The following is a 2,390-nucleotide window of genomic DNA, read 5'->3' on the forward strand; positions in this document are numbered from 1 at the left end:
GATCCGGACGACCGCCTGGACGTCGCGCAGCGTGGAGGTCAGGAAGACCTCCTCGGCCGCCAGGAGCGCCTCGAAGGGGAGGTCCCGCTCCTGGGTGATCGGCCTGGCCATCGGCCTGCTGGCCTGGCCGCGCGGCGCCCGTGACGAGCTGCGCCGGGACGTCGGCCTCGTGCTGCAGGCCGTCGCCGACACGGTCACGGCCACCGCCGCCGCGGTCGCCGCCGGCTGCCACGGGCCCGGGCCGCTGGACCTGCGGCTGCTGCACGCGCTGATCATGGCGCAGACCACCTACGTCCAGTACCAGAGCGAGCCGCGGGACGGCGCACCGAGCGGCACCGACTGGCAGGCGGCGCTGATCGCGGGCCACCACGCGCTGCGCGGCGGCCGGCGGCTGCTGGCCCCGCACCAGCTGCCCGGCGCGGCGGCGCCCGGTCCGGCCGCGGGTGCCTGGATCATGCGCCGGGCCGAGAAGGTGGCCCGGCAGTACCGGCTGGCCGGTGAGCGGTTCGGTGTCGAGCCCGAACCGGCCGAGCCGAGTCCCGGGGCACCCGCCCCGGCCGGTGCGAGCAGCTCCGTCGGGGTGCTGCCGGCACTGTTCGACACCGACGCCTGGCTTCACGGCCTGGCCGCCGACCTGGCCAGGATCGGGCCGGCGCCGGCCCTGCGGCACCGGCCCCCGCGCCACCCGGCCCGCCGCGGCGCCCGCCGGTCCTGAGCCGGGGTCGGCGGCCCCGGTGCCCGGCCACCGGATGATCTTTCGGTCGGCACCGTAATGCCTTCGCCGCACGCCGCTGCCTACCGTGGACGGGCCCGGACCAGGCTTCCCGCCGGGCGATGACGCCGGCCGGAGCACGGCCGGCAGCGGAGAGCAGGAGAATCGTGGACACCGTCTCAGTCGCCGTCCTGTCGGGCGACCCCATCTCCAGCGCGGGGGTCGCGGCGATGCTGCGGCACTGCCCCGCGCTGACCCTCCTCCCGGCCGACCGCCGGGAGGAGGCGGACGTCGTCCTGGTGCTCACCGGCGAGGTCACCGAGGAGACCCTCGCCTGCCTGGAGCGGACCGGCCGGGAGACCACCAACCCCGGCATGCGGATGGTGGTGGTCGGCGAGATGGTGCGTGAGCAGCACCTGCTGCGGGCCGTCAACTCCGGTGTGCTGAGCGTGATCCCGCGCCGCGACGCGGCCCCCGAACGGCTGCTGCGCGCGGTGCTCGGGCTGCGCGACGGGCACGCCGAGCTGCCCGGCCGGGCGGTGGCCTGGCTGATCGAGTGGGTCCGGGCGATCCAGCACGACGTGCTCGCGCCGAACGGGCTGACCACCTCCCCGCTGGAGAGCCGCGAGGTCGAGGTGATCCGGCTGATCGCCGAGGGGCTGGAGACGGCCTCGATCGCCGAGCGGCTGAACTACTCCGAACGCACCATCAAGAACATCATCCACGGCGCCATGAGCCGGCTGAACCTGCACAACCGGGCGCACACCGTCGCCTACGCCCTGCGCGCCGGCATCATCTGAGCCGCGCCGACGCCGAACCGGACCGAGGATCAAGCACGTTGTCGCACCGCATAGCACCGGCCGCCGTCACCGCCGCCGTCACCCTGCTCGCCGTCACCCTGCCGCTCGCGCTGCCGTCCGCGCCGCCGCTCGCGCTGCCGTCCGCCGCGGCCGGGCCCGCCGACCGGTCCGTACCACCGGCCGCGACACCCCTGGCCCGGCCGCGCACCGCCGCCGTCCACTACGCCGCGCGCTACCGGGTGGACCCGCGCGGCGGCTGCCCCGGCTGCGCCCCGCGCGACGCCCGGAGCATGGCCACCTGAGCTCCCCGACGGCGGGCGGGGGAGAATCGGGCCATGAGCGATGCGGTGGACGAGGGCGGTGACCCGGCCTGCTGGCTGGAGCGGGTCTGCGAGGAGTGCGGACGGCTGCGCGAACGCCCCGGCCCGACCGCCTGCGAGCACTGCGGTGCCGTCCCGGACGAGGCCGTCGAGCGCCCCGTCCGGCGCCCCGACCGCGACCGGGACGCCGCCGGGCGGGCCCGCAACAGCCGGCCGCGGGACGGTCTCGGGCGCCCGCTGCCGTACGGGCGGGCCGGGGTGGAGCGGCAGCCCGAGGGCGTGCTCCGCGCACCCGGGCAGGCGCTCGCCGAGGCCCAGCGGCTGCTCGACGCGGGCCGCCCGTTCCACGCCCACGAAGTGCTGGAGGACAGCTGGAAGTCCGCCCCGCAGCCCGAGCGGGCGCTGTGGCGGGCGCTCGCCCAGTACGCCGTCGGCCTGACCCACGCGGCCCGTGGCAACGCGACCCGGCCCGGGGGGCTCCCGTGCTCGTAGCGGCGCAGGAGTTCCGGTGCGCCGGCCAGGTCCTGGGCGAGGCGCCCGTGCCCGGCGGCCCGGGTG

General features: G+C 77.4%; 3 protein-coding genes and 2 pseudogenes. 4 read left to right on the forward strand and 1 reads right to left on the reverse strand.

What is annotated here, in order from left to right; genetic code table 11:
• Positions 1 to 93 (reverse strand): annotated as a pseudogene (locus AB0K43_RS31330) (4-amino-4-deoxychorismate lyase); the annotation flags it as partial.
• Position 94: 1 nt separating this feature from the next.
• Between AB0K43_RS31330 and AB0K43_RS31335 the strand changes: the two are divergent.
• The 4 genes and pseudogenes from AB0K43_RS31335 to AB0K43_RS31350 all read left to right on the forward strand — a co-directional run.
• Positions 95 to 715 (forward strand): hypothetical protein, encoded by a 621-nt coding sequence (locus tag AB0K43_RS31335; protein WP_363645798.1) that lies wholly within the window; start codon positions 95 to 97, stop codon positions 713 to 715.
• Positions 716 to 879: 164 nt separating this feature from the next.
• The gene (locus AB0K43_RS31340; RefSeq protein ID WP_363645800.1) at positions 880 to 1,512 is read left to right on the forward strand and encodes a response regulator transcription factor; all 633 of its coding nucleotides are present in this window, start codon (positions 880 to 882) and stop codon (positions 1,510 to 1,512) included.
• Positions 1,513 to 1,550: 38 nt separating this feature from the next.
• Entirely contained in the window at positions 1,551 to 1,814 is a 264-nt protein-coding gene (locus tag AB0K43_RS31345; protein WP_363645802.1) for a hypothetical protein, read from the forward strand.
• Between the two features lie 33 nt (positions 1,815 to 1,847).
• Positions 1,848 to 2,294 (forward strand): annotated as a pseudogene (locus AB0K43_RS31350) (DUF309 domain-containing protein); the annotation flags it as partial.
• Between the last annotated feature and the right edge of the window lie 96 nt (positions 2,295 to 2,390).

Source organism: Kitasatospora sp. NPDC049258 (genome assembly GCF_040678895.1).
Classification (GTDB): Bacteria; Actinomycetota; Actinomycetes; order Streptomycetales; family Streptomycetaceae; genus Kitasatospora.